The 12,199-nt window shown below is 37.3% G+C and carries 11 protein-coding genes; 4 read left to right on the top strand and 7 right to left on the bottom strand.

Features of this window, described 5'->3' with window-relative positions:
* The first annotated feature begins 21 nt into the window (after positions 1-21).
* Positions 22-480 carry a GNAT family N-acetyltransferase gene (locus tag H5160_RS00055; protein WP_024594684.1) on the top strand — a complete coding sequence of 153 codons (459 nt, stop codon included), beginning with the start codon at positions 22-24 and terminating at the stop codon, positions 478-480.
* 62 nt (positions 481-542) lie between these two features.
* Here H5160_RS00055 and H5160_RS00050 read toward each other — a convergent pair whose 3' ends face one another.
* The 3 genes from H5160_RS00050 to H5160_RS00040 all read right to left on the bottom strand — a co-directional run bounded on the left by H5160_RS00050 (position 543) and on the right by H5160_RS00040 (position 3,097).
* On the bottom strand, positions 543-989 hold the full coding sequence (locus tag H5160_RS00050) for a DUF4826 family protein (protein ID WP_024594685.1): 447 nt from the start codon (positions 987-989) through the stop codon (positions 543-545).
* 117 nt (positions 990-1,106) lie between these two features.
* Positions 1,107-2,510: a M28 family peptidase gene (locus H5160_RS00045; protein WP_002962717.1), complete on the bottom strand. Its 1,404-nt coding sequence runs from the start codon at positions 2,508-2,510 to the stop codon at positions 1,107-1,109.
* 173 nt (positions 2,511-2,683) lie between these two features.
* Positions 2,684-3,097 carry a hypothetical protein gene (locus H5160_RS00040; protein ID WP_002962719.1) on the bottom strand — a complete coding sequence of 138 codons (414 nt, stop codon included), beginning with the start codon at positions 3,095-3,097 and terminating at the stop codon, positions 2,684-2,686.
* 149 nt (positions 3,098-3,246) lie between these two features.
* On the opposite strand from H5160_RS00040, the gene H5160_RS00035 reads away from it, so the two are divergent.
* Positions 3,247-4,044, top strand: coding sequence for a hypothetical protein (locus tag H5160_RS00035; RefSeq protein WP_182696478.1), 798 nt, complete (start codon positions 3,247-3,249; stop codon positions 4,042-4,044).
* A gap of 6 nt (positions 4,045-4,050) precedes the next feature.
* Here the strand turns inward: H5160_RS00035 and H5160_RS00030 are convergent, their stop codons facing one another.
* Positions 4,051-4,455: a GFA family protein gene (locus H5160_RS00030; RefSeq protein ID WP_182696479.1), complete on the bottom strand. Its 405-nt coding sequence runs from the start codon at positions 4,453-4,455 to the stop codon at positions 4,051-4,053.
* 225 nt (positions 4,456-4,680) lie between these two features.
* Between H5160_RS00030 and H5160_RS00025 the strand changes: the two genes are divergently transcribed.
* Both H5160_RS00025 and H5160_RS00020 read left to right on the top strand, forming a co-directional pair.
* Positions 4,681-5,517, top strand: coding sequence for a hypothetical protein (locus H5160_RS00025; protein WP_024594956.1), 837 nt, complete (start codon positions 4,681-4,683; stop codon positions 5,515-5,517).
* Between the two features lie 97 nt (positions 5,518-5,614).
* On the top strand, positions 5,615-7,462 hold the full coding sequence (locus tag H5160_RS00020) for an ABC transporter ATP-binding protein (protein WP_154903025.1): 1,848 nt from the start codon (positions 5,615-5,617) through the stop codon (positions 7,460-7,462).
* A 127-nt stretch (positions 7,463-7,589) separates the two neighbouring features.
* Here the strand turns inward: H5160_RS00020 and H5160_RS00015 are convergent, their stop codons facing one another.
* From H5160_RS00015 to H5160_RS00005, 3 genes are all read right to left on the bottom strand, one after another.
* Positions 7,590-8,009 carry an MAPEG family protein gene (locus tag H5160_RS00015; RefSeq protein WP_002963227.1) on the bottom strand — a complete coding sequence of 140 codons (420 nt, stop codon included), beginning with the start codon at positions 8,007-8,009 and terminating at the stop codon, positions 7,590-7,592.
* 189 nt (positions 8,010-8,198) lie between these two features.
* Positions 8,199-10,586: a GGDEF domain-containing protein gene (locus H5160_RS00010; protein WP_182736311.1), complete on the bottom strand. Its 2,388-nt coding sequence runs from the start codon at positions 10,584-10,586 to the stop codon at positions 8,199-8,201.
* Between the two features lie 177 nt (positions 10,587-10,763).
* Positions 10,764-11,867, bottom strand: coding sequence for an endonuclease/exonuclease/phosphatase family protein (locus tag H5160_RS00005; RefSeq protein WP_182736572.1), 1,104 nt, complete (start codon positions 11,865-11,867; stop codon positions 10,764-10,766).
* Positions 11,868-12,199: the final 332 nt, after the last annotated feature.

Raw genomic sequence — 12,199 nt, 5'->3', positions numbered from 1 at the left:
TGGTATCAATAGGAGTTTGCAATGGGCTATCTGGTTGATAAGGTTGAATGGGATATAAAAAAAGATATGCTACAAAAAATTCGAGAGCGAGTTTTTGTTTACGAGTTACATATCCCCAAGCATATCGAATTTGATAGCCTAGATAAAATTGCATTACATGTACTTGTTACAGACGATGCAAACTGCCCAATAGCAACAGGTAGATTATGTAAAGATGGCTTGATCGGCAGAATAGCTGTATTACCTGAGCACCGTAATCGCAAAGTGTATAAATCGCTTCTCAACTTTATTGTTGAATTAGCCTCAAACCAAGGTATTGAAGAAGTAAGCATTAATTGTATTTTAAATGAAGTAGAGCGTTTTAAGCGCAATGGCTTTATTCAGCAAGGGAATGTATTTATGGAGGCGGGAATTCCTAGGCAACGTATGCAATGCCCTGTTTCGGCGTTTAATACTACTCCCTTCACACTTGTCCATTAGATAAAGAGAAGGGCGATAAATAAGCTATCACCCTCTACTTTTTTACTTAACCCAAACTGTCGTTACTTTGCCTCATTTGCCCATAGCGGTTCATTATCATACATTTCGTACAAGCCATGGGCTCTATTGATAAGTAAGTTAGCAAAGTCTACCTGTGTTTTATCACGCGCGCCTGTACTCATAATCTGATCCGCTTTTAATTGCCACTGCAAAGAAAAGTAACGCATTGCATCACGAGCATCTGTAGCTGCACTTACTTCAGCATGATCTGTAGGTAACCGCCCTGTTACTACCCAATATGTTTTACCGTTCTGTGCTTTAAATTTCCACATTGCACAAAGTGGTGCTAAAAATCGACTGTCTTTATCAACTACTGATTTTGGCATAATGCCCTTTTCGGCTAAATGCTTTTGCGCTGTTTGAAAACATTCGCGTTGCCACTGCATTCTTTGCTCATCAGTTATAACTTGTTCTTTTGCTGTTAACGGCTTTTTTTCTTGTTGCTGCATTTTTATTAACCTTTTACTTCTTTTTTAACACTCTAAGGGCTTAGTAAATAAGGTGCAAGTATAAAACGGTCATTTGCACCTTAAAGCGCTCTGTTTGCTGTGTTTTTAGCCAAACTATTATTTTATATTGTGATCAAACGAACCCACATCACCCGGAAATACTACTGGCGACTCAACACCGTCTTTACTGACAGAGGCTACACCAAAGTAATAATTATCAATCACTACGTTTTTAAGTGTGTACTGTGAAACCTTACCAACGTATTTACTAAACTGCCATTGCGGCTCGCTCGTGTAACGCCAATAAATTTTATAGCCAGCAATATTTTCATCACTGCTTTGTTGCCATGAAAACGACGTATCAGCTGTAACAGCTCCCTTTATTTTAACTTCTTTTGGTGGTGCGGGCGCCCACGCCATAGATGCCATCGTTACCGCATTAAGTGAAGTTAACTTAGCTGTATAATCAAAATCAACGCCTTCAATAGTATCGCCATACTCAACGCCATTTTCAGTGCGTAAATCTTGATGCTGACGATCGTAGTGCTCGTTAGTTTCCATAATACGCACTGCTGCAAAACCTGCATCATTAAATGGACGATGATGCCCACCACGGCCAAATCTATCTAATCGATATACAAGCATTGTATCTAGGTTAGGAATGTATCTGTCAGCAATAGTATCTATGTAGCGCGCTAAATTTCGACTCGCCGAATCAACTTCACCACCCGTAAAGCGGCGAGTATTAGCTTGCTCTTTTGTTTCTACAACACGGGTACCTTCTGAAAATATACGCGCAGTTGTATTATCAGTTACCCCATTAATACCGGTAATATTGCCAATCATATCGTTGTTTAAAACGCCATGAACTTGCCAGTCATGCTTTTGCGCATAAGCCGTTAATATTTTTCCGCCAAACAAACCCTGCTCTTCGCCCGAAAGCGCCGCGTAAACTACCGAACCATTAAATTTGTATTTACTTAAAACACGAGCAGCTTCAATTACTCCCGCTACACCTGATGCGTTATCATTTGCCCCAGGTGAATCACTCGTAAAGTCCATAACATCACTTACACGAGAATCTATATCACCCGACATAATCACCATGCGATTAGGTTCGCTTGACCCTCGTTGAATAGCCACAATGTTAACCACTTCAACAGGATTAGGAATGCGTTTTTCGCCAGATATAGTGTCCTTTACTTCAATGATTTCCAAACAACCGCCACACTGCGCGGATATTTTTTCAAATTCATTTTTTATCCAGCGCCTGGCCGCACCAATGCCTCGAGTATCCGATTTAGTTTCTGAAAGCGTATGGCGAGTACCGAAATCCACCAGCGTTTGAATGTCACTACCAATACGTTCGGCTGATACTTGAGCTGCTATATCATGTAATTTTTGCTGTTCTGTGTATTGAAGTTGTGTTTTCCCATGTGCTGATAATGCAAGTGTGCAGGCGCCTGCAATTGCAGTAAATTTAAGTAACGTTGTTGTGATTTTCAAAGGTGTTTTAAGCATCTATTAGCTCCTAATTATTATAGTGTAACCATTACTTAACTAAGATTTTATGGCAATACATTTGAGGTAGATGCAGAAAGGATCACGCTAAAGCGCATTTACAAGAGTTTATTAGGATAGTAAAAAGCCCACTACCTTTTATAGGTACTGGCCAAAATTTATTATGCATACTTTTAATGAGTGGTTTTAATATCAAATTCTTTCAAAAAGGCCTCATGTCCTCCTAAGCTTGCAAGCACACCAGCAGAAAACATAAATATTAATACAAATGCTAAACAGCTCAAAAACTCCGAACTATTTTCAGGCTTAATATAGTAGTTAAGTAAAAAACCACTCAACACACCTATAAAAGCTATTTTGCTAAATAAAAAGTAACTCGGGATCTCAAATGCCCAAACTGAGGTATTGTTTACAAACTGCCTATATCCATACGTCATAAAAGCCAACATACCAACAATACTAATTGCAAAAGTAGACACTGTGGTTAATACGCTCATATTTTTATAAATAAGCACATACCCTAATCGTAAAGAATAGATAAATACCGCAAACCACGCTAAAACAGCAGGCCCTAAAATCAATCCCATTTCCAATCCTTGAATAACGTCTAAGTGATTAATTGCTAATACAATATTATATTTAGAGGTTAAATTACAAACCTTGTTACACAATAATCTATAAAAAAATGCGATTTTCGTGGCACACTGTAATTGTGTATACATTAATAGTTTAAGTTATGCGTCAACTAAAAGAAGATACAATTAAAAGTAACCTTATTGAGTCGCAGCAAAGCGCGTACGGCCCCGTATGCGTGTATCAAAATAAAGAATATCGGTGGTTAACGCTTGCACAAAAAACCAATGAAGACATAACAATTCAAGGCGTTATGAACCTTACGCACCCAGAGCAAGTAATAGTACCTGTAAACCAATGTATGATGTTATTTTTACTTAAACCGGTAGATACACTCAATATATTAAATTTAGGTTTAGGCACTGCAGGGTTTGAGCGAATTATGTATCACTTGCAAAGTAGTACGCCTTACATAAACACCATCAATACATTTAACACGGTAGAAATAAACCCAAACATTGCCTTAATTGCTGCACAGCACTTTAAGTTACCAATTAAGCACAGCAGCTATTTACAATGCGCCGAACAATATATTACCCAATGCCCTGATCACTTTAACGTAATCACTATCGATATTTTTAGTGGTGAATATCATCAGCCTTTTTTAACCAGCGATAGCTTTTGGCAAAATATAAATCGCTGCAGTGAGCAAAATACGCAAGTAATCATTAATTTAAACCCACAAACTGGCCAAGAGCTGCAAATGCTTTTAGTACTTTTAAGGCAACATTTTAAGTGCTTAGCGATAATAGAGTTTAACGAATACAAAAATATAGTGATCATACTAAGCCAGCAAACATTAATGCATATAAACGTTGATGAAATACAAAACTCACCGGTGTTTATAAACTTTGCGCCAGACCTTTATAAAAGTATTAACAGCATTTACCACATTGAATGAAACGCTTTACCGCCCAGGTTCATGTTTTTCATAGCACGGTAAGCTTGTTTCTAACTTCTCCCAGTTAGCTTTAGACGTAACAAAATTATGCGATAAAACCTGCTCAGTAATATCGCTATCAAATATTCCTAAACGAATTCGTATTCTGCTTTTGTCATCACTGTTGCTACTGTAAACAGGCGAGCCACAACATCTACAAAAATAACGTGTGCGCCCTGCTTTAAAACTATATTCACTGAGTCGTTCTTGACCTTTTGTTATTGTAAAGTCACTTGTATTTACAAAGCCATTGGTTGCAAATGCAGTCCCGCTGTTTTTTCTGCACAGTGAACAATGACAATGAATAATGCTGGTTATACTGCCCGACACTTCAACGTTTACTTCACCACACAAACACGAACCCGTATACATATAACATCCTAACTATTAAATTATTTTTATACTCAGTTAAAATTTGCTGAGTTGATTTTATAAATACAATAACAACATTATATTTCTCAAGCTCTATTAAACCATAACTTTTGTTTTAGTGATTGACATAAAAACATTAAATTGGTTACATAACCTTTACTTTAAAGTTATAACCAAAACAATAATTGGTTAACCAAAAACATCTAAACTTACTGAGACCCAATTATGCATTTTAAACACATGTCACTTTTATGTTTGTTAAGCGCGTTAGCGTCGTGTTCAACCATTCAAAAAAATACATCGAGCGATTGGCTACTTATTGATAATTTTGAAAACTCTCTTAGCGACTGGCAAAGTGTCGATACCCAAAATGAAACTAAGCCACAGGTCAAAAACCCTCAAATCACGGTTATACAACCAGAACAAACAAACTCATCAATAAATCATTATTTACTAAAAAAGCCTGCACGCGATGGCATTGTTGGAAATCGTAAAGCGCTTTCTTATACAAAACTTCCACAAGCGGTTGAAGTTGGCGCCACCTACACATTTTATATGCGTATAAACGTGGCTGCGTTTCCTAATAACCATGCTTTTGGATTGAGTAACCTTTCTCCAGCGCTAATAAATAAACATGCGTACGATGCGTTTGAGCCAACACTTCGCGTAACCGATAAAACAGAATCAAACGGGTTTGTAAACGATGGCGCTTTAATGGTTAAAACCGACAGCGGATATAGCAACATTCAAAACTACACTACAAAACAGTCAGCTAAACCTCTGCAAACAAATACTTGGTACGACGTATGGTACGTTGTTAATAACGCAGCAGCCTCAGAGCAAGGTCAGCAATATGATGTTTACGTAAAAGGTGGTGAGTTTAACAGTCAAACGCTGGTATATAAAAATGCACAATTTAGAATGAAGCGCGAACAACCTCTTATATACTTTTTAGCAAACTGTAATACAGGCCCAATTAAAAAGCCTTACGGAAATGGTGGTCTCAGATATGACGATTTATACATGAGCGAAGGAATAAACCTAAGTAACCCAACGCAATAAATAAGAATAATACTCATAATTAGTGCCCTACAAACCTGCATTTAAAAATACTTAAATGGTATGATACTCGTCATTATTTGCCATTTAAGTTTTTAAAATGTATCGATTATTTGAAAAAATGACAAAAGCATTTCCTGAGGACCAACCCACTCAGCCGCCTTCTACTTTATTTGCTTTTTGTCGCCACTACACCAAAGGAATGGAGCTGTCGTTGCTGCTTATGTCAATCAGTGCCGCCATGCTCGCTATTTTAGAGGTTTCTTTATTTAGCTACATGGGCCAACTTGTTGATTGGTTAACCGCCTACACGCCCGAAACTTTGTTTATAGAGCAAAAGTCTGAACTTATTAAAATGGCTGTCATGCTGTTATTAGTATTGCCCATTGTTGTCTTTTTTCATTCTGCTATTTTGCACCAAGCATTGCTTGGCAATTATCCTATGTCAATTCGTTGGTTAGCACATCGTTATTTACTGCGCCAAAGTGTTAGCTTTTATCAAAATGAATTTGCAGGAAGAATAGCCACTAAAGTACTGCAAACTTCTTTAGCCGTTCGCGAAACAGTGACCAAACTACTCGATGTATTAATGTATATCGTGGTTTATTTTGGCTCAATGGTATTTTTAGTTGCCGAAGCTGATTGGCGCTTAATGATCCCTTTATTAGTTTGGTTGGTTTTATACATTTGCGTGCAACTTTACTTTGTACCGCGCCTTAAAAAAATTGCCAGCTCACAAGCCGATGCGCGCTCAGAAATGACTGGTCGTATTGTTGATAGTTACACTAACATTTCAACTATTAAATTGTTTTCGTATACCCAGCGTGAAGAGCAATACGCAAAACAAAGCATGGATGTATTTTTACAGCCTGTGTACAAGCAAATGCGCTTAGTAACCAGTTTAAACTTTGTTATTCAAAGCTTAAATTACCTATTAGTATTTTCGGTTGCCGCTGTATCACTTTATTTATGGTCGCTTAGCGTAATTAGCGCCGGAGCTATTGCTGTTGCTGTTAGCTTAGCGCTTAGATTAAACGGTATGGCGCAGTGGATCATGTGGGAAATAAGCAGCTTGTTCGAAAACATTGGCACCGTAGCCGATGGTATGAAAACACTGTCGAACCCTATCGAAGTTGCCGATAAACCAAATGCTGATACGCTTAACGTAAGCCAAGGTGCTATTGAGTTTAACAACGTACACTTTAACTACGGCAAAGCTGCAAAAGAGACTAATCGCAGCCCTGTAATGAACGGTTTAAACTTAAATATTAAACCTGGCGAAAAAATTGGTTTAGTCGGTCGCTCTGGCGCGGGTAAATCAACACTTGTTAACTTATTACTGCGCTTTTACGATACCGACTCTGGAACAATAAAAATTGATGGGCAAAACATCACAGACGTTAGCCAAGAAAGCCTACGCCGCTACATAGCAATGGTAACGCAAGATACCTCCTTGCTTCATCGCTCAGTAAAAGACAATATTTTGTACGGTCGCCCCGATGCAACCCACGATGAGATGATCAACGCGACCAAACAAGCTAAGGCGCTTGAGTTTATAAACGACTTGGTCGACAGCAAAGGCAATAAAGGCTTTGATGCACAAGTGGGCGAACGCGGGGTTACACTTTCAGGCGGTCAACGCCAACGTATTGCTATTGCACGTGTACTACTTAAAAATGCCCCCATACTTATACTCGACGAAGCCACCAGCGCACTCGACTCAGAAGTAGAAGCCGCAATTCAGGCAAGTCTTGATGATTTAATGACAGGTAAAACAGTTATTGCCATAGCGCACAGGCTATCAACCATTGCACAAATGGATAGATTAATTGTACTTGATGACGGCGGCGTAGTTGAGCAAGGCACTCATGAACAATTAATCGCTAAGGGTGGAATATACGCAGCCCTATGGACACACCAAACAGGCGGGTTTATAGGCGTCGATTAGCCATTAATATTACATTACGGTAGAGGTAGTTTTATTCTGCTTCTACTTTAAACAAAAAAGCGAAGATGCCTTAAAGGCTCTTCGCTTTTTTTATCGTTATAAATAAATTTTATAACTTTTTTATAAATTAAGAGATTAGCCTTAACCCTATCATTATCAGCATAACCACATTAGCAAGTACGCCGATTAAAAAAAAGTAACTACGTGGGCTTGGGTTTTTCTCCGTTGCTATAGCGTAGTACAGCGCCATGTGAATTAAACGCGCAATTAAATACACCCAAATACACATTGCAAAAATCGGGCTTTGATAATTAATTACAAACGCAAATAACACCGTACCTATAAATAATGCACTGTTTTCAAGCGTATTATGAAACGTACGATGTGCTCTAAATATAAAGCTGTCGTGCGATAAATCCTCGTCAATTTTACCTGGTACAGCATTTGGTTCTTTAGCTTTGCTAAAAGTAGCCACAGCCCACTGTACAAGCAACATAATTAAATAGAGGTAAAATGCCAAATAGGCCGAAAGTGCAACTTCAGTCATTATTAAATCCCTTATTTTGTTTTTAACTTAGTATTGATTGCAATTTTGAAGCCTAAGTTAACACACTGATATTAAAAGGGTTAATCTAATAAACCTAATTACATATGTAAGTAACACACAGCATTGTATAAGATTTACTTGTTATAATTTTAAAAAATAACATCAAAACTAAACTGTATACTGCTGGATTTACTCCGATCTATAAAGTTTAAACTCTTCAAGCGAAGCATCCCATAACGCTACCTGATTACGCCCCAAGGACTTAGCCTCATAAAGAGCTAAATCAGCCTGTTCAATCAACTCAGAAGGTGTTCTGGCTTTAAATTTAATAGACGTAACCCCAAAGCTACACGTAACAGGAATATCATCAAATGTCGCTTTTTCAACTTTAATACGAATAGCCTCAGCTATACGTATTGCTTGCTCTTGAGTTGTGTTGGGCAAAATAATACAAAATTCTTCGCCACCAAAACGGGCCACGCTATCACTTTTACGTATATTAGCTTGTAAAAGTTCGGCTACGCCACAAAGTACTGTGTCGCCAATGCTATGCCCATAGGTGTCGTTAACGCTTTTAAAATGATCAATATCGACCATTAAAATACAGTACTCTCCAATCTGAGGTAAATCCAAAAAGTCGCGATTCATAACCTCAAATAAAATACGACGGTTATAACAATTGGTTAAAGGGTCTCTTGCTGCCAAATAGTCTAACTCTTCATTACGTTTTTTAGAGGCAATAAAACTTCTATAAACCAGTAATACAATAGCTAAACAAGCGGCTAATAAAAATGCTAGCGCAATACTGGCGTATTTATTCTTTGAAAGCTCTAGCTCTGATATAACTCTAGCTTGGGCGGCGATTTCAATTTGATTATTTTTCTTTTCAAGCTCAAGCTGATGGCGTTTTTCTTTTTCTCTTAACGTCTCAAGCTCTATTTCCATTTTGTACGAATGCAAATGTGCTTTTTCAAGCGCCAACTTATCTTCACTTCTTTCATTTTGAATAATATCGGTTAGGGCTATTTCTTCTTCTGCATAACGAAGTGACTCTTCTATACGACCACGCAATTTTTCTGCTATTCGAATTTCACGATAGGCATATAGCATATGTAATTTATCATCTATTTCGGTTGATAAAGCGAGTGACCTTTTTAGTAAAGAAATCGCCTCATTTGTATCAATACCAATTAAAATGCCCGCAAGCGCAGTAAGCGACTTTATCTCATAAAGTTTACCACCTGTTTCTCTGGCAAACGACAATGACTCTTTGTAATACTCTATAGCCTTGTTGTTATTTCCTTGGGCACGATAAATATTACCAATAATACGTGCTGTTGTAGAAATGTACGATGTAAGGTTTTTGTTTTTATAAGTGATATAAGCTTTTTTAGCATATTGCATTGCTGATGCTAAGTCGCCAGATTCGAGGTTAATAACAGCCATTTCTCTTAAAGCTGAAGCGAGCGTTTTTTCCTCGACCATACCTTTTGGCAAATCGATAGTTATTTGATAGAAAAATTCGGCCTGATCAAACTGCCTTAATCGTGTATATACCAGTCCCATTTGATTTGATGTTTTAGCAATCCCAAGCATGTTATTTACTTTTTTATAATATAAATATGCCTCATTTATATGTTCAAGTGATTTTTCATAAAGGTTAATATGACGATAAATAATACCCGCCCCTAGTAATGCCTTAGCAAAGCCAACAGGGTCGTCAATGTCTTTATGTATTTCTAATGCGCGAGTGGAGTAATCAAGGGCTAAAACTAAGTTATCTAAATAACGATGTGCTTCTGCTAGTGTATTTAAAGTACGCGCCATTAGCTTTAAATCACCTAAATTAGAATATACCTCTAAAGCTTTTGTATAAAAGTGAGCCGTTTGCTCTCTATTTTTGAGGCGTTTATACGACTGAGCTAATTTTTTATACGTTTCACCTAACTGTCTTTGTATTAATTCGTCTTCGTCAACAAGGTATTTTAAAGCAGATGTATATTGCGCGTTCGCGTTATTGTACTTTTTTTGTTCATAAAACGAATCCCCCTTAGTAAGGAGCACTTGCGCTATAAAAAAGTCATCGCCATATACAAGGGTTGTTGGTAATAAAGTTTCAATGCGGGTAGTAAGTTCGTCATAACGTTTTTCTTCTAATAATATATTTATATAATTAATAGATGCCTTTATTTGGTTTCGTGAATCATTTAATTTGCTGTAGTAAACAGAGGATTGTAAAAAGTGATCGAGTGATTCATTAATATTGTTATTTTTTTTATTCGCCCTACCTAGCAAGTTATGTAGCTTTGCGCTGAGTAACGTGTCATCAGCACTTTGCGCTTGTGACAACAACGACTTACTTAGTTCAATACTTGTTATAACGTCAGTATCTATAAGTAATTCAGCTCTTTTTAGCAGCCCTGCATTAGATTCATTAGTTAAATTGTATGAGGTGGTTTCTTGTGCGTAAGCGCTGTTTAAGCTAACAAACAAAGCAAAAAGCAAAGCTTTCACTAAAAATGTAAAATTATAAATTCGCTTTACATTGAAACTATGTATTTGCGAAGGTAAATCCATATTTCGCTTATGATTCAAGTAGGTATAAAATTCCATATTTACCATTTTAGTAATTTATTATTAATACAATTCAAAAGGCTGATGATAAAATATACAAACCGGCGCAATACATCAAGTATTGCTGCTATATGAATACTTTTAATTTATAATTTTAGCATAATTATGCATAGAGCAAGCCTAGCTTCTTAGTTTTAGTGTAACTAACACAATACCATGATCGGTACTTAAATCATCACGCTCAAATTCGGGGTTAATTAAGTGACGATCATAAGTATTATACTCAATCACCTCAAAAAAACTGCCAAGGTAGCTGGCATCAAACTCACAAGATAATAAAATATAATCAAGCACGGAGCTGCTCGCGCCATAATAATGTGTTGGTGCTCTTAAGGGCATAAGCTTAGTTGCATTAACATTTTTTGCTTCGTTTTCATCAGCTAAATCAAAAATGCTATTGCTTTCACTATCGCTTATTTCATCGCTAGTCATTGCCTCACCATTAAATAGTCCATCTTCGTTTAGCTGCGACTTAACAAACAAATCCCATGAATCATTTAAACAATATTTAGCGAGGTAGGTTTTAGCATCAAATGCAGGCGCAAAGCGTAGCGTACTTGTCAGTAAATGGCTTAATACGCCATCCGCTAGTTCATTATTAAAGTCCCCCATTAATAGCATGGGTTGTTGCGTAGCTTCGCGACGGGCAATCATTTGTATCATTAGTAATGTAGCTTCACTGCCACGCTGAATAGTTGAGCCCCACCCACCCGCTACATTCGCTTTTAAAATTTCAATTATGTTTTGCTCGGGTGTAAGCTCTTTATTATGCTCATCGACATTAATCATTGGGCGCTTAGATTTAAAATGCACCACGTAACAATCAGTATTGCCTATATGCGGCAGCGTTATAGTTGCTCTTAGTACTTTACGACTAAAAGTAAACTCACTATTAAGGCCAAGCGCATTTGCAAGCTCACTATCGTGCTCAACCGCTGCTACTTCAACTATGGGGTATTTAGAGGCGATTGCCACTACAGGGCGTTTATAAATAAAGTCATCAATCACCTCTGGCGTATCAACTACAGCAAAGTAATTATAACCTTGCTCGCCTACTAGCTCTTTTAATGAGTCAATGCTAAACACTTCCTGAAAACCAATCACATCAGGGGCATGTTCTGTTAAGTAATCAACAATCCAACGCTGCTTTTTAGCCCACTGCTGCACAGTATAAATTTTTTCAAACTCATAGTATGCATTGGGCGGCTCAAGATAGTTAAACAGGTTAAATGTGGCTATTTTTAGTTGGGTGTTAATAATTCCAGATTCATCACTTTTTAAATCTGTATCTAACTGTTTAAGATCTTGATTGCTGATGGGTATCGCCTAAGTAAAGTTGAAAGTGTTGCTGGCTTATAAACTATCATTTTATTACATGTTTACGTAATAAATCAGCCAGCTTAATTGTAATTTTATACACTCTTTTACTTTATACCAATCCGCAATAATACTTAATCATTTTGCGGGGCTAAACGTGTCGCTACCTGTGTTAAAAAATTCTCATTTACGACTGCATGGATGCAGAAGGTAGAGCAATGCAGGAGCAATTGCCGAGA

The sequence above is a fragment of the Pseudoalteromonas sp. SG43-4 genome, assembly GCF_014164325.1.
Taxonomy (GTDB): domain Bacteria; phylum Pseudomonadota; class Gammaproteobacteria; order Enterobacterales; family Alteromonadaceae; genus Pseudoalteromonas; species Pseudoalteromonas distincta.
Note: the sequence above shows the minus strand (reverse complement) of the source record. Positions and strands in the feature narration are given on the sequence as shown.

What these genes read in the sequence shown, in the direction of transcription:
- H5160_RS00055 (WP_024594684.1), top strand. Translation starts at nt 22, where the DNA reads ATGGGCTATCTGGTTGATAAGGTTGAATGGGATATAAAAAAAGATATG.
- H5160_RS00050 (WP_024594685.1), bottom strand. Translation starts at nt 989, where the DNA reads ATGCAGCAACAAGAAAAAAAGCCGTTAACAGCAAAAGAACAAGTTATA.
- H5160_RS00045 (WP_002962717.1), bottom strand. Translation starts at nt 2,510, where the DNA reads ATGCTTAAAACACCTTTGAAAATCACAACAACGTTACTTAAATTTACT.
- H5160_RS00040 (WP_002962719.1), bottom strand. Translation starts at nt 3,097, where the DNA reads ATGGGATTGATTTTAGGGCCTGCTGTTTTAGCGTGGTTTGCGGTATTT.
- H5160_RS00035 (WP_182696478.1), top strand. Translation starts at nt 3,247, where the DNA reads ATGCGTCAACTAAAAGAAGATACAATTAAAAGTAACCTTATTGAGTCG.
- H5160_RS00030 (WP_182696479.1), bottom strand. Translation starts at nt 4,455, where the DNA reads ATGTATACGGGTTCGTGTTTGTGTGGTGAAGTAAACGTTGAAGTGTCG.
- H5160_RS00025 (WP_024594956.1), top strand. Translation starts at nt 4,681, where the DNA reads ATGCATTTTAAACACATGTCACTTTTATGTTTGTTAAGCGCGTTAGCG.
- H5160_RS00020 (WP_154903025.1), top strand. Translation starts at nt 5,615, where the DNA reads ATGTATCGATTATTTGAAAAAATGACAAAAGCATTTCCTGAGGACCAA.
- H5160_RS00015 (WP_002963227.1), bottom strand. Translation starts at nt 8,009, where the DNA reads ATGACTGAAGTTGCACTTTCGGCCTATTTGGCATTTTACCTCTATTTA.
- H5160_RS00010 (WP_182736311.1), bottom strand. Translation starts at nt 10,586, where the DNA reads ATGGATTTACCTTCGCAAATACATAGTTTCAATGTAAAGCGAATTTAT.